The 15,902-nt window shown below is 69.3% G+C and carries 11 protein-coding genes; 1 reads left to right on the top strand and 10 read right to left on the bottom strand.

All coding sequences use genetic code 11. The features are described 5' to 3' along the window. Nucleotides 1-242 precede the first annotated feature (242 nt). Nucleotides 243-2,225 carry a SpoIIE family protein phosphatase gene (locus AB0M27_RS36595; RefSeq protein ID WP_365728533.1) on the top strand — a complete coding sequence of 661 codons (1,983 nt, stop codon included), beginning with the start codon at nt 243-245 and terminating at the stop codon, nt 2,223-2,225. Nucleotides 2,226-2,991: 766 nt separating this feature from the next. Here AB0M27_RS36595 and AB0M27_RS36590 read toward each other — a convergent pair. The 10 genes from AB0M27_RS36590 to AB0M27_RS36545 all read right to left on the bottom strand — a co-directional run bounded on the left by AB0M27_RS36590 (nt 2,992) and on the right by AB0M27_RS36545 (nt 15,787). After that, nucleotides 2,992-4,953 (bottom strand): TIGR03960 family B12-binding radical SAM protein, encoded by a 1,962-nt coding sequence (locus AB0M27_RS36590; RefSeq protein WP_365728523.1) that lies wholly within the window; start codon nt 4,951-4,953, stop codon nt 2,992-2,994. Nucleotides 4,954-5,023: 70 nt separating this feature from the next. Continuing rightward, nucleotides 5,024-6,523, bottom strand: coding sequence for a CYTH and CHAD domain-containing protein (locus AB0M27_RS36585; protein WP_365728521.1), 1,500 nt, complete (start codon nt 6,521-6,523; stop codon nt 5,024-5,026). Nucleotides 6,524-6,670: 147 nt separating this feature from the next. Then, nucleotides 6,671-7,867: a rod shape-determining protein RodA gene (gene rodA / locus AB0M27_RS36580; protein ID WP_365728519.1), complete on the bottom strand. Its 1,197-nt coding sequence runs from the start codon at nt 7,865-7,867 to the stop codon at nt 6,671-6,673. Next, nucleotides 7,864-10,122, bottom strand: a complete 2,259-nt coding sequence (gene mrdA / locus AB0M27_RS36575; RefSeq protein ID WP_365728517.1) for a penicillin-binding protein 2 — start codon at nt 10,120-10,122, stop codon at nt 7,864-7,866. Before mrdA ends, rodA begins: the two co-directional genes overlap by 4 nt. 167 nt (nt 10,123-10,289) lie before the next feature. Next, nucleotides 10,290-10,967, bottom strand: a complete 678-nt coding sequence (mreD, locus tag AB0M27_RS36570; protein WP_365728515.1) for a rod shape-determining protein MreD — start codon at nt 10,965-10,967, stop codon at nt 10,290-10,292. A gap of 14 nt (nt 10,968-10,981) precedes the next feature. Next, complete coding sequence (gene mreC, locus AB0M27_RS36565; protein WP_365728513.1) at nt 10,982-11,923, bottom strand: rod shape-determining protein MreC; 942 nt, start codon at nt 11,921-11,923, stop codon at nt 10,982-10,984. A gap of 166 nt (nt 11,924-12,089) precedes the next feature. After that, on the bottom strand, nt 12,090-13,109 hold the full coding sequence (locus AB0M27_RS36560; RefSeq protein ID WP_020940056.1) for a rod shape-determining protein: 1,020 nt from the start codon (nt 13,107-13,109) through the stop codon (nt 12,090-12,092). Nucleotides 13,110-13,423: 314 nt separating this feature from the next. Continuing rightward, nucleotides 13,424-13,837 (bottom strand): nucleoside-diphosphate kinase, encoded by a 414-nt coding sequence (gene ndk / locus AB0M27_RS36555; protein WP_365728511.1) that lies wholly within the window; start codon nt 13,835-13,837, stop codon nt 13,424-13,426. Between the two features lie 66 nt (nt 13,838-13,903). Further along, on the bottom strand, nt 13,904-14,266 hold the full coding sequence (locus AB0M27_RS36550; protein ID WP_365728509.1) for a DUF4233 domain-containing protein: 363 nt from the start codon (nt 14,264-14,266) through the stop codon (nt 13,904-13,906). A gap of 9 nt (nt 14,267-14,275) precedes the next feature. Next, complete coding sequence (locus AB0M27_RS36545) at nt 14,276-15,787, bottom strand: folylpolyglutamate synthase/dihydrofolate synthase family protein (protein ID WP_365728507.1); 1,512 nt, start codon at nt 15,785-15,787, stop codon at nt 14,276-14,278. Nucleotides 15,788-15,902 lie beyond the last annotated feature (115 nt).

Below are 15,902 nucleotides of genomic sequence, written 5' to 3'. Positions count from 1 at the left end.
TAGTGACACACCCCGCCACTGGGCCATGCGGCATTTCCGCAGCTCAAACCGGGTTTTCGGCGACTATGCCACTACCGCTGCTGCGGAACTCCGGCTTCACGGCCGGCCGTCCACCGTTTCCAGCGAGTTCCCTGCCGTCGTCACTCAATACGGCGGTCAAACACGTCCTTCACCAAGACACCACGGCGAAATGCGCGATTATGGTGGAATAGGCTGTTTTGGTATTTGCCAGGGGGTCACAGATGGACGCCTCGGACGAACTTCTTCGAGGGGCTGACCCGGCGGCTCTCGTGACGCTGGATGGTGCCATCCGCAGCCTCAACTCTGCGATGGCCACCGCGCTGGGCAGGCCGGCAGAGCAGTGCCTGGGACGTGACTTCGGTGATCACTTCGGTGATCTGTGGCCCGCAAGCCAGCGGACGTCGGCCGAGAGTCTCGTGGAGGCCGCCGTCAGGACGAAGACGGTCGCGATGCGGGTGCTGGACTTCCCCGGGCAAGGCGGAGCACCCATTGCCAGCTTGATCGAGGCGCGGCAAGTGAAGGATCCCGCCGGTGACGAGCCGTTGGTCTGGGTGCACGCACTGGATGCGCGAAACGACCTGGCCAGCCTACTGATCCCGTTCCGGATGGCCACCGCGGCCGCCCACCTCGGCCTGTGGATGTATTCACCCCATGACCAGCAGCTGGAGTGGCTCGGTGGCGCACCCGCCGTGGCCGCGCTCTTCCCGAATCCCACTACGCCGCTTTCCAAAGTGATGTCGGCAGTGCACCCTGACGACCGGGAGGCCTTGCGGCAGCTCCTGCGCTCGGCCTCCACCCAGCAGTCCCCCTGGGTAGGGTTGCGGTACCTCCCCCAGCACGAGGGCTGGCACCAACTGGCCACCCAGACCCGTCGGATCCAGTTGGGATATGGCGGCCCCGAGCGGATCTTCGGGCTGATCCGCGACGACACCAAGCAGGAGAAGCGCAAGAAGAAGGCACAGGCCGCACTGACTGCCGAGCGACAGCGCGCCAAAGACATCGCCGACTTCTCCTCCGCCTTGATCACTGCGGCCACGGAGCAGGAGCTGCAGCAGGTCGTCCTGACCCGGCTCGCCGCGACCTTCGGCGCCAGCGGCGCCTTGCTTGCACTCGTCGACGAAGGTCGCCTGCGCGTCTCCACCGATGCCGGGATAGGCATGTGCGAGGTCGACGCTCTGCACGGCATGCCGCTGGACCATCCCAGCCCGCTGCCCGAGGCGATCCGCACCGGCAAGTCTTACTTCATCCCCGACCGGACGGATTACATCCGCCGCTGGCCACACGGGGCCGAATTTCCGTGGCTGGGCCGACTCGGCTCCGACTACGCCGTCTCGATCATGCCCCTCATCGAGGCCGGCAATCAACCGCTCGGGGCATGGCTGGTGACCTACCGCAGCGGACACCGGCCGTCCCTGGACGAGCGGACCCTCGTGGGTACTCTGGCCGACCTGGCAGGCCAGGCACTGAGACGCATCAGGTCGCAACAAGCACGAGTCGAGCTGGCCACGGCGCTGCAGAAGACCATGCTCCCCACCCTGCCCGAGCACCTCGCGGGCCTGGAGGTCGCCGCCCGCTACCTGCCAAGCCGCGACGGGCTGGACATCGGCGGAGACTGGTACGACGCCTTCGTCACGCCCGACGGTGCGGTCGCCCTGGAGATCGGCGACGTCCAAGGGCACGACGTGGACGCCGCCGCAGCCATGGGACAGGTACGCGCCTCCATGCGTGGGATCGCCGCCCACGAACCGGATCCCGCAACCGTGTTGACGCGCACCAACGAGCTGCTCGTCACGATGGACGCGGAACGATTCGCCACCTGCACCATGCTGCATATCGACCCGCGCGACGGACAGGTCACCGGCGCCAGCGCCGGCCACGTGCCGGTGCTGTGCGCGCGCAAGGACGGCAGCTACGGCATCCACGAGCTGGCGGGCGGGCCGGTCCTGGGAGTCGTGCCCGACACCGAGTACCGCGAGGAGACCTTCACCCTGGACGAGGACAGCGCGCTGGTCATGGTCACCGACGGCGTGGTCGAAGGACCGAACCTCACGTTGGAAGCCGGACTGGAACGAGCTGGAACACTGGCCGGCGGGGCCCTCCACGACGGACTGAACGCCGAGGAGACCGCCGACCGCATCCTCGACGCCGCGGTCGCGGTAGACCACCTCGACGACGTGGCCGTGCTGGTCATCCGACGCACATGACGGCGCCCACGTCCTCACGACCTCGCTGCGAGACCACCCCTCGCGCTCATTCGCCGAGCGGGGTGTTCTCGATGACTCGGCCAAGCCAGCCGCGGAAGCGCCATCCGGCCCCAGTCATTCCGCAGGCGCCTACGCGATTGCTGACGCACGCTTCCCCCGCCCGCACCTTCCATACCTCCTCAACCCACCGCCTTCCCCAGCTCCCATCCCGTCCACCTTCGACCCACACACCGTGGAGCGGGCGTGGTTCAGGGCGTCAAGGTGGAGCGCGCCACCGTACGAACGGCCTTGACGCCATGGGCCGCGACTGCTCGGCTCTGCCTGAGTCGAAGGCGGACGGGATGGGGAGCCCACAACGCTCGCCACGAATCCGCGGCACTCGCGAACGGCGCCCCGTCCGTCCCGGAGTCTGAGCGCCCCCGCCGGAGGCATGTCTTTGACCTGTGGATCGGTTCTCGTCTCACGCCCCTGGTCCTATCCACGTGGGCGCGCGTCGGCGGCGGCAGCGCCGAGCGGGCCGATGGCAGGAGCGCGGGCGCAGTCAGAGCCGGGGAGCGCGCCCGGCGGAGCGGAGCGCAGCCGGGTGCCTTGATGAGGTGGAGCAAGTTGCGGGGCACTCCGTGGGCCCGGCAGCGGTGTCCGACAGGGCGCCAGCGGCTCCGACAGGCGAGCACTCGAAGTGCCGGCCGCAGCCAGCGCGGCAGCCACCTCCTCCTCGCTCAACCCCGCCAGCGCCTCCATCACCCGATCGAGTGCCTCGCCCACCTCAGTGCGCGTGACCACTCGAAGTCGGCGCCTGACCAGTGCTCTTGACCGTCAAAGGCAGCAACTTCTTGCCGGTCGGGCCGATTTGTATGGCCGTGTCCATCTGCGGGCAGACGCCGCAGTCGAAGCAGGGCGTCCAGCGGCAGTCCTCGACCTCCGTCTCGTCGAGGGCGTCCTGCCAGTCCTCCCAGAGCCAGTCCTTGTCCAGGCCGGAGTCGAGGTGGTCCCAGGGCAGGACCTCCTCGTAACCGCGCTCGCGGGTGGTGTACCAGTCGACGTCCACGCCGAAGGGCGCGAGCGCCTTGTCGGCGCAGCTCATCCAGCGGTCGTAGGAGAAGTGCTCGCGCCAGCCGTCGAAGCGGCCGCCGTCGTCGTACACCGCGCGGATGACGGCGCCGATACGGCGGTCGCCCCGCGACAGGAGGCCTTCCACGATTCCCGGCTTGCCGTCGTGGTAGCGGAAACCGATCGAGCGGCCGTACTTCTTGTCGCCGCGGATCTTGTCGCGGAGCTTCGCGAGCCGGGCGTCCGTCTCCTCCGCGCTCAGCTGCGGGGCCCACTGGAAGGGGGTGTGGGGCTTCGGGACGAAACCGCCGATCGAGACCGTGCAGCGGATGTCGTTCGAGCCCGAGACCTCGCGGCCCTTCTGGATGACGTGCATCGCCATGTCGGCGATCTGGAGGACGTCGTCGTCGGTCTCCGTCGGCAGACCGCACATGAAGTACAGCTTCACCTGGCGCCAGCCGTTGCCGTAGGCCGTGGCGACCGTACGGATCAGGTCGTCCTCGGAGACCATCTTGTTGATGACCTTGCGGATGCGTTCCGAGCCGCCCTCCGGGGCGAAGGTCAGGCCCGAGCGGCGGCCGTTGCGGGTCAGCTCGTTCGCCAGGTCGATGTTGAAGGCGTCGACGCGGGTGGAGGGCAGGGAGAGGCCGATCTTGTCGTCCTCGTAGCGGTCGGCCAGGCCCTTGGCGATGTCGCCGATCTCCGAGTGGTCCGCGGAGGAGAGGGAGAGGAGACCCACCTCCTCGAAGCCCGTTGCCTTCAGGCCCTTGTCGACCATCTCGCCGATGCCCGTGATCGAGCGCTCGCGCACCGGGCGGGTGATCATGCCGGCCTGGCAGAAGCGGCAGCCGCGGGTGCATCCGCGGAAGATCTCCACCGACATGCGCTCGTGGACCGTCTCGGCCAGCGGGACGAGGGGCTGCTTGGGGTACGGCCACTCGTCCAGGTCCATGACCGTGTGCTTCGACACGCGCCAGGGGACGCCGCTCTTGTTCGGGACCACGCGGGCGATACGGCCGTCCGGCAGGTACTCGACGTCGTAGAACGCCGGGATGTACACCCCGCCCGTCTTCGCCAGGCGGAACAGGACCTCCTCGCGACCGCCGGGGCGGCCCTCGGCCTTCCACTCGCGGATGATCCGGGTCATGTCGAGCACGGCCTGCTCGCCGTCGCCGATGACGGCCGCGTCGATGAAGTCGGCGATCGGCTCCGGGTTGAACGCCGCGTGGCCGCCGGCCAGGACGATCGGGTCGTCGTCCGTGCGGTCCTTGGACTCCAGGGGGATTCCGGCCAGGTCCAGGGCGGTGAGCATGTTGGTGTAGCCCAGCTCCGTGGAGAAGCTCAGCCCGAACACGTCAAAAGCGCGAACCGGGCGGTGGCTGTCGACCGTGAACTGCGGGACGCCGTGCTCGCGCATCAGCGCCTCCAGGTCCGGCCACACGCTGTAGGTGCGCTCGGCGAGGACGCCCTCCTGCTCGTTGAGGACCTCGTAGAGGATCTGGACGCCCTGGTTGGGCAGGCCGACCTCGTAAGCGTCCGGGTACATGAGCGCCCAGCGGACATCGCACTCGTCCCAGTCCTTGACGGTGGAGTTGAGCTCTCCGCCGACGTACTGGATCGGCTTCTGCACGTGGGGGAGCAGAGCTTCGAGCTGCGGGAAAACCGACTCGACAGGCATCTCGCGAACCTTCATGAGCTGACAGGGGTGACCATCAAGCCTAACCCGGCCGAGGGGCTCCCCCGAACGCTCAGACGGTCGCCCCGGAGCGGATCTCCTTCCACAGTCCGGGCAGCTCCGCCTCCGCCTGGGCCGCCCGTGCCTCCTCTCGGCCGTACAGCAGCCCGTATGTGAAGGTGCTCTCCCCCGCCGCGTGGGCCACCGCGGACAGCTCGCGCAGAGTCAGGCGGGTCATGACGCTGTCCTGGTGGTCGCCGAGGAGGGTGGTCAGGGACTTCATGGCCTTGGCGAGGGAGCCAGCCTGTTTGCCGAGGGCCGGGGTGGCCGCCTCGGCCGCGTACCGGGTGCGCTTGGCCTTCTTGCGGGCCTCGTGCACGGCGACGTCGCGTTCCTCGCCGGGCGGGACGCCGATCGCCCGCTCGACCAGGGCGGACAGGGTCGCCAGGTCCTTGTCCACGGCCTTGGCGAGCACCTTCTCCGGCTTTTTCCCGGCGGCCTTGCGCAGCGGCGGGTCGGCGAGGAGCGCGTCCAGGGTGTCCAGCAGGGCCAGATAGCGGCGGGCGTCCAGCACGCCGGTCAGATGGGCCTGTGCGCCGCCGCCGCGGGCCTCGGCCCAGGAGGCGAGGCGTTCGGGGACCGGGCCGGCGACCAGGTCGGGCGGGAGGGCGTCCAGGTCGGCCGTCAGGCGTTCGGCCATCACCTCCTGGTCGCGGTCCACGCCCAGCTCGCCCGCGAGCCACTTCAGCTCGACCGCGACGGGGTCGGTGACGGCGCGGTCGAGGACGGAGCGGAAGCTGCGCAGGGTGCTGCGGGCGCGGCGGGTGGCGACCCGCATACGGTGCACGGAGTCGGGGACGTCCCGGCGGACGGCGGGGTCGAGCTCGACCAGCACGTCCCGCTGGGCGCGCAGATAGGCGAGAACGTGGTCGCCGGCCGTCACCGGCGGTGCGGGCTTGCCCTTCCTACGGCGCCCTCCCTCTGTCTGCTCCAGGGCCCGGGCGAGCTTCGACGGCGACCTCGAAGGGCGCACGCCCGCCTTGCGCAGGCGTTTCTCCACCAGGTCCAGGAAGGCGGGGTCGCCGTCGTCGGCCAGTTCCACCTCGATCTCGCTCCACTGGGCGGCCCCGCCCGGCGCCCCGAGCCGCTCGGCGGTCACGGCGTCGACGCTCGCCTCGGCCAGCAGGGCGCCGTCCGCGTCGACCAGGTGGCGCACATCCCGCGCGGAGCGCAGCCGGACCAGCGGGACCAGCTCGGCGTCCCTGACCCGGGACCGGACCAGGGCGGCGATCTCCTCCGGGACGGTGTCGGAGAGCTGGGCGCGGATCTCGTCCCGCACGCCCGGTTCGACCGGGAACTTCAGATGCCAGCCGGCGTCCGAGCCTCCGGTGCGGCGGCGCAGGGTGAGGGCGGCCGCGGTCAGGCGCTGGTCGGCGGTGTCGTAGTAGGTGGCGTCGAGCTCCACCAGACCCTTGTCGAGGACGGCCGCCACTCCGCCGACGCCGGTCAGGTCGGGCAGCCCGCTGTCGTCGGACTCGTACTTGCGCTCGATCTCGCGTTTCGCATCCGCCATGGATTGAATCTAGTTGCCCGCGCGGTGGTGCGGCAGGGGCAGTCCGGGGTGAATGGCCGGAAAATTCCCGTCATCCACCCGGTGAACGGCCACCCGGACCACCCGGGACCACCCGGTGACCGTGGCCCCCGCCGGACCGCCGGACCCCTACGCCGACATGGGTCTCTGCACCTTGATCGACTGCAGCAGCCCCACGGCCACCCAGACCGCGAACATCGACGAACCGCCGTACGACACGAACGGCAGCGGCAGACCGGTGACCGGCATGATGCCGAGGGTCATGCCGATGTTCTCGAAGGCCTGGAAGGCGAACCAGGCGACGATCCCGGCGGCCACGATCGTCCCGTACAGCTCGGTGGAGTCGCGGGCGATGCGGCAGGCCCGCCACAGCACCACGCCGAGCAGGAAGATGATGAAACCGGCGCCGACGAAGCCCAGCTCCTCCCCCGCGACCGTGAAGACGAAGTCCGTCTGCTGCTCCGGCACGAACTGGCCGGTGGTCTGCGAGCCGTGGAAGAGGCCGGCCCCGGTCAGGCCGCCGGAGCCGATGGCGATACGGGCCTGGTTGGTGTTGTAGCCGACGCCCGCCGGGTCCAGGTCCGGGTTGGCGAACGCGGCGAAGCGGTTGATCTGGTACTCGTCCAGGATGTGCAGCTGCCAGATGGCGACACAGCCGATCACACCGGTGATGAGCAGGCCGAAGATCCAGCGGTTGGAGGCGCCGGAGGCGAGCAGCACGCCCAGGATGATCGCCACCATGGCGAGCACCGAGCCGAGGTCCGGCATGAGCAGCAGGATCAGGCACGGTACGGCCGCGAGGCCCAGGGACTGCGCCACCGTCCGGTGGTCCGGGTACGGCTTGTCGCCCGCGTCCACCCGGGCCGCGAGCATCATCGCCATCCCCAGGATGATCGTCACCTTGAGGAACTCGGCGGGCTGCAGCGAGAAGCCGCCGATCACGAGCCAGTTGCGCTGGCCGTTGATGGTGGCGCCGAGCGGGGTGAGGACCACCAGGGCCAGCAGGACCGACAGGCCGTAGAGGATCGGCACGGCGTTGCGCAGGGCGCGGTGGCCCAGCCAGAGCGTGCCGAGCATCAGGGCGAACCCGATGCCGAGGTTCATCAGGTGCCGTTCCAGGAAGAAGTACGGATCGCCCTGGTTGATCTCGGTGCGGTTACGGGTCGCCGAGAACACCAGCGCGGACCCCATCAGGGACAGCGCGACGGCGGCCAGCAGGATCGGCCAGTCGAGTCTGCGGGCCAGCGAGTCACGGGCGAAGATCCTGGTCCAGCCGGCCCGCTCGGGGCCGTACCCGGAGACGGAGAAGCTGTTCGCGCCGGTCATGAGGGCATCCTCCGGCTTCCCCGCCTGGGGGTCCTGCGTGGTCGCCTGCGGGTGTTGCGGTTGCCCGTGGTGGGCGGGGGCGAGGTGGCGGGCTGCTGGTCGGTGCCGTTGCTGGGGTTGTCCTGCTGGGAGGCCTCGGCGTCCTTCGCCGGGTCGCCGGCGACCTTCGGGGCGTCGATCGTGCCGTCGGTGCGGACCTTCGGCAGGCCCTTCTGCGGCTCGGGCAGCAGGGCCTTCTTGTTGTCGATGGAGCCGTCACCCTGGACGCCGTAGAGCGCGCTGTAGATGTTGCGCACGGCCTCACCGGCGGAACCGGAACCCGTACCGGCCTGGGAGATCGTCATGATCACCGAGTAGTCCTTGGAGTACGTGGCCAGCCAACCAGTGGTCTGCTTGCCGTAGACCTCGGCGGTACCGGTCTTGCCGTGCAGCGGGATCTTGTCCTGCGGCCAGCCGTTGAACTTCCACGCCGCCGTACCGCGGGTGATGACGCCCGCGAAAGCGTCGTTCATGCCCTTGAGGGTGGCCTGGCTGACCGGAAGCTTGCGCTGCACCTTGGGCTTGATCTCCTGGACGCTCTTGCCGTCGGCGCTGATGATCGCCTTGCCGATGGTCGGGGCGTACTCGGTGCCGCCGTTGGCGACGGCGCTGTAGATCATGGCCTCCTGGATCGGCGTGACGAGGGTGTCGCCCTGGCCGATGGAGTAGTTGATCTCGTCACCCTCGCGCATCTTGTTGCCTTCGAGGCAGTTCTCGTAGGCGATCTTCTCGACGTAGGAGCCGTCCTTCTTGCCGCTCTTGCACCAGGCGTCCTTGTTGGCCTTCCAGTAGTCGAGCTTCCACTGGCGGTCGGGGACGCGGCCGGTGACCTCGTTGGGCAGGTCGACGCCGGTCTCCTTGCCGAGGCCGAACTGGTGGGCGGTCTTGAAGAACCAGTCCTTCGGCTGACCCTTCTTGGGGTTGATGCCGCCGTCCTTCTTCCACTCCCGGTCGGCGAGGCCGTAGAAGACGGTGTCGCAGGAGACCTCGAGGGCGCGCCCGAGGGAGATGTCGCCGAAGTTCTCGCCCTCGAAGTTCTTGAAGACCTGGCCGCCGACCGAGTACGAGCTGGTGCAGGGGTAGCCGCCGTCCCAGGCGTAACCGGCCTGGACCGCCGCCGCCGTGGAGACCACCTTGAACGTCGAACCGGGGGCCGCCTGACCCTGTATGGCCCTGTTGAGCAGCGGGTAGTCGGAGTCCTTGCCGGTGAGGGCCTTGTAGTCCTTGGCGGAGATGCCGCCCACCCATACGTTCGGGTCGTAGGTCGGGGCCGAGGCCATCGCGACGATCCGGCCGGTCTTGGCCTCCATGACGACGACGGCGCCGGAGTCGGCCTTGTAGTTCTCCTGGGTGATCTTGTCGTACTGTTCGCGGGCGGCCTTCATCGCCTTGTCCAGCTCGTACTCCGCGACGCGCTGGACGCGGGAGTCGATGCTGGTGACCAGGTTCGAGCCGGGCTCGGCGGCGTCCGACTTGGCCTTGCCGATGACCCGGCCGAGGTTGTCCACCTCGTAGCGGGTGACGCCGGCCTTGCCGCGCAACTCCTTGTCGTACTGCCGCTCCAGGCCGGAGCGGCCGACCATGTCGGAACGCAGATAGGGCGAGTCGGTGTCCTTGGCCTGCTGGATCTCGGCGTCGGTGACGGGCGAGAGATAGCCGAGCACCTGCGCGCTGTTGGACTTGCCCGGTCCCGGGTAGCGGCGCACGGCCTCGGGCTCGGCGGTGATGCCGGGGAAGTCCTCGGCGCGCTCACGGATCTGCAGGGCCTGCTTGGGCGTGGCCTCGTCGGTGATCGGGATGGGCTGGTACGGCGAGCCGTTCCAGCACGGCTTGGGGGTCTTGGCGTCGCACAGCCGGACCTTCTGGATGACCTCCTCGGGCTTCATGCCGAGGACGCCGGCCAGCTTGGTGAGGACCGCCTTGCCGTCGTCCTTCTGCTTGAGCAGGTCGGTGCGGGAGGCGGAGACGACCAGACGGGTCTCGTTGTCCGCGAGGGGCACCCCGCGGGCGTCCAGGATGTCGCCGCGCACGGCGGGGTCGACGACCTGCTGGACGTGGTTGCCGGACGCCTCCTTCTGGTACTGGGCGCCCTCACGGATCTGCAGATACCACAACCGGCCGCCGAGCGTGCCGAGCAGGGAGAGGACGAGGATCTGGATCACGACGAGCCGGATCTGGACCCGTGGGGTCCGGCCGGTCTCGGGGATGTTGGTCACTGTGGTTGTCTCCCCCTCTCAGTGCGCGGGCGTCTGTGCGAGCGGCGCGTGTGTGCGCACCGGCTGCGCGCGTACGAATGATGAACGACCAGCCTGTGAACCCGCGTTCCATGAAAGCTGACCCGTTCGGGTGAACTCCCCGGGCTCCTCGACTGCCTGACTCGCTTTCACAGCCGCTTGACCCCCTTGATCCGGCCGACCCGCGCGGAGCGGGTACGGGCCTTGGCCTTCAGCGCGCCGAGGCCGCCGCGCTGGCTGCCGATGCGCAGGCCGGTGCCGGAGGAGAGCCAGCCGGTGGAGATGTCACCGGCCTTGGCGGCGGGGCCGCTCTCGGTCAGCGGGTCGTTGTCCGCGCGGCGGGCCAGCCACATGATCCCGGGGACCACGAACGGGGCGAGCAGCAGGTCGTACAGAGCCGCCGAGAACAGCAGTCCGGTCAGGCCGACATGGCGGGCGGCGGTGTCGCCGACCAGGGCGCCGACGCCCGCGTACAGCAGCGTGGAGCCGACGGCGGCGGCGACCACGACGGCCATCGGACCGGTCGCCGACTTCAGGCGGCCGTTCTCCGGCTTGATGAGACCCGCGAAGTAGCCGGTGACGCACAGGACGAGGGCGTAGCGGCCGGCCGCGTGGTCGGCGGGCGGGGCCAGGTCGGCGAGCAGGCCGGCGCCGAAGCCGACCAGGGCGCCGCCAGCATGGCCGTACACCATGGCGAGGCCGAGGACGGTGAGCAGCAGCAGGTCCGGGACGGCGCCCGGCAGATGCAGGCGGGCGAGGACGCTCACCTGGATCACCAGGGCCACGACGACCAGCGCGCTGGAGAGCAGGATCCGGTTGAGGCGCATGGAAAAGTCAGCTCCTACTGCTGCTGGCCGGTCGTGTCGTTCTCGTTGGCGGAGGGGGTCACCGTGACGGTCACGGTGGGCGTCGGGACCGGCTTGGGCTGGGCCGGCAGGACCTCGTCGCGCGGGTCCTTCTTCGGGGCCTGGACGACCACGCCGACGATGTCGAGCTTGGTGAAGCCGACGTACGGGGTGACGTAGATCGTGCGGGTGAGGCCGCCGTTGGAGGGCTCGACGCGGGAGACCACGCCGACCGGCACGCCGGGCACGAACGGCCGGTCGGCCTGCGAGCCGAAGGTGACGAGGCGGTCGCCCTTCTTCACCTCCGCCTTGCCGTTGAGCAGTTCCACGCGCAGCGGGCGGTCGCCCTGCCCGGAGGCGAAGCCGAGCTCGTCGCTGCCCTCCATGCGGGTGCCGACGGTGAAGTCGGGGTCGTTGGCGAGCAGCACGGTGGAGGTGTCGGGGCCGACGGTGGTGACACGGCCGACCAGGCCGTCGCCGTTGAGGACGGTCATGTCGCGCTTGATGCCGTCGTTGGCGCCGGCGTCGATGGTGATGGTCCAGGAGAAGCCCTGCGCCGCTCCTATGGCGATGACCTGGGCGCCCTTGATGCCGTACTGCCCCTCGCCGGCGATCTTCAGCATCTTGTCGAGCTGCTTGAGGCGGCTGCGGTTGCGGTCGTCGCTGCCGAGCTTCGCCTTGAGGGCCGCGTTCTCCTTCTCCAGCCGGGCGAGCCGGTCGTGCCGGCTGCCGGAGTCCCGGATCGCGGAGACGGCGTTGCCGACCGGCTCGAACGCCGAGGACAGCCCGTTCTCGACGGGGCCGAACACCGCGGCCGCGGCCTGCCGGGCACCGTCGACCGGGGAGTTCCTGCCCCCGCGGATGTCCACCGTGATCAGCGCGAATGCGATGGCAACCAGCAGGATCAGGAGCAGCCGGCTCTCTTTCGTGTCCCTCACGTGCGGCGGCCGTGCCCTTCCTCAATAGGAATTCGGGAGCCCCCCTTTGGGGGCGCTTCACGCGAAACGCAAACCCGAGGGGCCCATTTGTGGGAGCTTATGCCTCGAATCAACGATCCGCCGCACGAGAGGAGAACGTCTCGTACGGCGGAATCGAAGAGTTACGTCATCTGCGCGGCTGGGCGTCCAGGACCTGCTGCAGTGCCTCGAACTCCTCGACGCACTTCCCGGAACCGAGCGCGACGCTGTCCAGCGGGTCCTCGGCGATGTGGATCGGCATGCCGGTCTCCCGGCGCAGCCGCTCGTCGAGGCCGCGCAACAGGGCTCCGCCGCCGGTCAGAACGATTCCTCGGTCCATGATGTCGCCGGACAGCTCCGGCGGGCACTTGTCGAGGGTCGTCTTGACGGCGTCGACGATCGCGTTGACCGGCTCCTCGATCGCCTTGCGGACCTCGGCGGCCGAGATGACCACGGTCTTGGGCAGCCCGGACACCAGGTCCCGGCCGCGGACTTCGGTGTGCTCGTCGGAGTCGAGGTCGTACGCCGAACCGATCGTGATCTTGATCTGCTCGGCCGTGCGCTCACCCAGCAGAAGGCTGTACTCCTTCTTGATGTACTGGATGATCGCGTTGTCCAGTTCGTCGCCCGCGACCCGGATGGACTGGGCGGTGACGATGCCGCCGAGCGAGATGACCGCGACCTCCGTGGTACCGCCGCCGATGTCCACCACCATGTTGCCCGTGGCCTCGTGGACCGGCAGGCCGGAGCCGATGGCGGCGGCCATGGGCTCCTCGATGATGTGCACCTGGCGCGCACCCGCCTGGGAGGACGCCTCGATCACGGCGCGGCGCTCGACGCCCGTGATGCCCGAGGGCACACAGACGACCACCCGCGGGCGGGCGAGATACCGCCGCTTGTGGATCTTCAGGATGAAGTAGCGGAGCATTCGCTCGGTGATCTCGAAGTCGGCGATCACGCCGTCCTTCAGCGGGCGGACGGCCACGATGTTGCCCGGCGTCCGGCCGATCATCTTCTTCGCTTCGGCACCGACCGCGAGGATCCCACCCGTGTTGGTGTTGATCGCGACGACAGACGGCTCGTTGAGTACGATTCCGCGACCCCTGACGTACACCAGCGTGTTGGCGGTCCCGAGGTCGACAGCCATGTCACGGCCGATGAACGACATTGAGTTCCCCATCCGGATTCATCTGGCCTTCCCGAGCTTTTGAGGGCATATCAGGTCGGCGAGGCGGGTGCGGTGACGCGAAGGCTTCCATCGTAAACGCGCCTTCGCGAACACTGCGCTAGGGTCTCCGCCATTGTCACCATGTGGCGGCCCGCCCCGCTTGTGGAGACGCTCCATCGGTGGCACGCGTTCCCCCGAACGGCAAGGCATATGCCAAGGGACGGCCGGAAATGTACGGCCGCCCCTGGTCAGGCGCCACCGGAGTGGACTGACGCCTCGTCAGAAAAATTATCGAAAATTCAACTCGCGCGCGCTCACGCCAGGCCCGGGAAGAAGATCTTCACCTCGCGCTCGGCGGACTCCTCGGAGTCGGAGGCGTGGATCAGGTTCTCGCGGACGATCACACCGAAGTCGCCGCGGATGGAGCCCGGCGCGGCGGCGATCGGGTCGGTCGGGCCGGCGAGCGCGCGCACGCCCTCGATGACCCGCTCGCCCTCGACGATCAGGACGACGACCGGGCCGGAGGACATGAACTCGACCAGGGGCTCGTAGAACGGCTTGCCGACGTGCTCGGCGTAGTGCTGCTCCAGCGTGGCACGGTCCAGGGTGCGCAGCTCCAGCGCGGTGATCTGCCAGCCCGCCTTGCGCTCGATACGGCTGATGATCTCGCCGGTCAGGCCCCGACGGACGGCGTCGGGCTTGAGGAGGACGAGGGTGCGCTGGCTCACGGGAGGACTCCTTCTGCGGACGTCTGCGGTGGTGGGACGAGGTTACAGGGCGTGTCCGGCCACCCGTCACACAGCGTCAGGTGTAGAGGAGCCGGACTCCGCCTGGGCGGCGAATCTGGCCTTCGCCTCGTCCACCTTTCTGCCGAAGTGCACCGACGCCCACCACAGCGCCCCGAACACCGCGCCCATGAAGTACATGGTCGGGACGAAGACGCCGGAGGCGATCAGCGCGATCTGCAGGGCCCAGCCGAGGGCCACCCCGCCGGGCCGGGTCACCATGCCGCACAGCAGCACACACAGCAGCATGGCGATGCCGCTGACCAGCCACACCGTGGAGACCGACAGGCTCGGGTCCTTCATGGCGACGAGCCCGGCGAACCCGATGATGAAGAACTCGCCGATCAAGGTCGATGCACAGAGCGTACGCATCTTCGACTCTCAGCCCTTCCCCAGCAGCAGCCGGGCCTCGCCGACGGTGATGACGGAACCGGTGACCAGCACGCCGCCGCCGGCGAACTCGCCCTCCTCCTCGGCCAGCGTGATCGCGGCCTCCAGGGCGTCCGGCAGCCGCGGCTCGACCTGCACCCGCTCCTCGCCGAACACCTCGACGGCGATCGCGGCCAGCTCGTCCGCGTCCATCGCCCGCTGGGTGGAGTTCTGCGTGACGACGATCTCGGCGAAGATCGGCTCGAAGGCCTCCAGCAGACCCCGCACGTTCTTGTCGCCGCTCGCGCCCACGACGCCGATCAGCCGGCTGAAGTCGAACGCCTCCCGCACCGCGTCCGCGGTCACCCGCGCGCCCGCCGGGTTGTGCGCGGCGTCCAGCACGATGGTCGGGGAGCGCCGTACGACCTCCAGGCGGCCCGGCGAGGACACGGCCGCGAAGGCCTTGCGGACGGTGTCGATGTCCAGCGACTCGGCGCGCTGCGCGCCGACGCCGAAGAACGCCTCGACGGCGGCGAGGGCGACGGCCGCGTTGTGCGCCTGGTGGGCGCCGTGCAGCGGGAGATACACCTCCGGGTACTCGCCGCCGAGGCCGCGCAGGGTGAGCAGCTGCCCGCCGACGGCGACCTGCCGGGCGACGACCCCGAACTCCAGCCCCTCGCGGGCCACGGTGGCGTCCACCTCGACGGCCTTCTTCAGCAGCACCTGCGCCGCGTCGACCGGCTGCTGGGCCAGGATCACGGTCGCGTCCTGCTTGATGATCCCGCCCTTCTCGCCGGCGATCTCCGCGGGCGTCTCGCCGAGGCGGTCGGTGTGGTCCAGGTCGATCGGGGTGATCACGGCGACGTCACCGTCGATGACGTTGGTGGCGTCCCAGGAGCCGCCCATGCCGACCTCGACGACGGCCACGTCCACGGGGGCGTCCGCGAAGGCGGCGTACGCCATGCCGGTGAGCACCTCGAAGAAGGACAGCCGGTACTCCTGCTGGGCGTCCACCATCTCGACGTACGGCCTGATGTCGTTGTAGGTCTCGATGAACCGCTCGGCGGTGATCGGGGCGCCGTCCAGGCTGATGCGCTCGGTGATCGACTGCACATGGGGGCTGGTGTAGCGGCCGGTGCGCAGCTCGAAGGCGCCGAGCAGGGCCTCGATCATGCGGGCGGTGGAGGTCTTGCCGTTGGTGCCCGTGATGTGGATCGAGGGGTACGACCGCTGGGGCTCGCCGAGGAAGTCCATCAGCGCGGAGATGCGGCTGACCGAGGGCTCCAGCTTGGTCTCGCCCCAGCGGGTGGCCAGCTCGGCCTCGACCTCGCGCAGGGCCTGGTCGACCTCCGGGTCCTCCGGCCGCGTGGGTACGTCTCCCTGCGACGGGCCGCCCTGGGTGCGCAGGGTGCGGCTGCCGGCCTCGATCACCGCGAGGTCGGGGTCGCGGGTGGTCTCTTCGGTGATGATCTCGTCGAAGCTGTCGAGGGGGTCGGGCTGGTCGGTGCCGTTCGGGTCGCTCACAGGGCCCAGTTTACGGAGCGGCACCGACAATGGGTGCAGTGGCTTGGCGCGCCTGCCGAAGGGGGCGGCTGGTGATGTCGTGCGAGTGCGGGTGATGTGTGGCTGGTCGCGCGGT

It is taken from the genome of Streptomyces sp. NPDC052107, from assembly GCF_040680215.1.
GTDB lineage: Bacteria > Actinomycetota > Actinomycetes > Streptomycetales > Streptomycetaceae > Streptomyces.
This window is presented reverse-complemented; position numbering and strand designations above follow the sequence as displayed.